This is a genomic window from Planotetraspora thailandica (assembly GCF_016863335.1).
In the GTDB taxonomy this organism is placed as follows: domain Bacteria; phylum Actinomycetota; class Actinomycetes; order Streptosporangiales; family Streptosporangiaceae; genus Planotetraspora; species Planotetraspora thailandica.
Window position 1 is genome coordinate 1 of the sequence record NZ_BOOR01000122.1, and the last position, 1,163, is coordinate 1,163.

Below are 1,163 nucleotides of genomic sequence, written 5' to 3' on the forward strand. Positions count from 1 at the left end.
TGGTGTGCTGGTTCAGGACATAGGAAACGCATGTCTCCAGACATAGGAAACCTCGGCGGTCGAGAGTCTGGCCGTGTCGAAGGCCAGGCTGGTGATCACTGCGGTTGTTGTCGAGGGTCGCTCTCAGGCGGACGTCGCTCGCGCGTACGGAGTCTCCAAGGGCTGGGTGTCCAAGCTCGTGGCCCGCTACCGGGACGAGGGCGAGGCAGCGTTCGAACCCAGGTCCAGACGACCGAAGACCTCACCGACCGCGATCGCTCCTGCGGCGGTCGAGTTGATCGTCCGGCTCCGCAAGCAGCTATCTGAACAGGGCCTGGACGCCGGCCCTGACACGATCGCCTGGCACCTGCGCACCCATCACCAGCTGACCGTCTCCCGGGCGACCACCAGCCGCTACCTGACCCGCCACGGCCTGGTCACCCCCGAGCCGAAGAAACGGCCGAGATCCTCCTACATCCGCTTCCAAGCGGCCCTGCCGAACGAGACCTGGCAGGCCGACTTCACCCACTACCGGCTCACCGACGGCACCGACACCGAGATCCTCACCTGGCTGGACGACCACTCCCGCTACGCCCTGCACGTGACCGCCTGGCCCCGCATCACCGGCCCCATCGTCCGCGACACCTTCCGCCAAACCGTCCACACCCACGGCGTGCCCGCCTCCACCCTCACCGACAACGGCATGGTCTTCACCACCCGCCTGTCCGGCGGACGCGGCGGCCGCAACGCCCTGGAACACGAACTACGCCGCCTACACGTGATCCAGAAGAACTCCACCCCGAACCACCCCACCACCTGCGGCAAGGTCGAACGATTCCAGCAAACGATGAAGAAATGGCTCCGCGCCCAACCCCGCCAGCCGGCCACCATCGCCGACCTGCAAACCCTTATCGACCGCTTCCTCGACGCCTACAACCGGCACCGCCCGCACCGGTCCCTGCCCCACCGCGCCACCCCCGCAGCCGCCTACCACGCCCTGCCCAAAGCGCTCCCGGCCACCAGCCGCGACCCCGACACCCACACCAGAATCCGCCACGACCGCATCGACACCTCCGGAGTCGTCACCCTGCGACTCGACGGCCGACTCCACCACATCGGCATCGGACGAACCCACGCCCGAACCCACGTCATCCTGCTCATCGCCGACCTCGACGTCCGAATCA

The 1,163-nt window shown here is 67.4% G+C and carries 1 protein-coding gene; it reads left to right on the top strand.

From position 1 onward, the window contains the following. Positions 1-73 precede the first annotated feature (73 nt). Positions 74-1,163, top strand: a 1,090-nt coding sequence (locus Pth03_RS41120) for an IS481 family transposase (RefSeq protein WP_203949952.1), incomplete at its 3' end; no start/stop codon positions are given.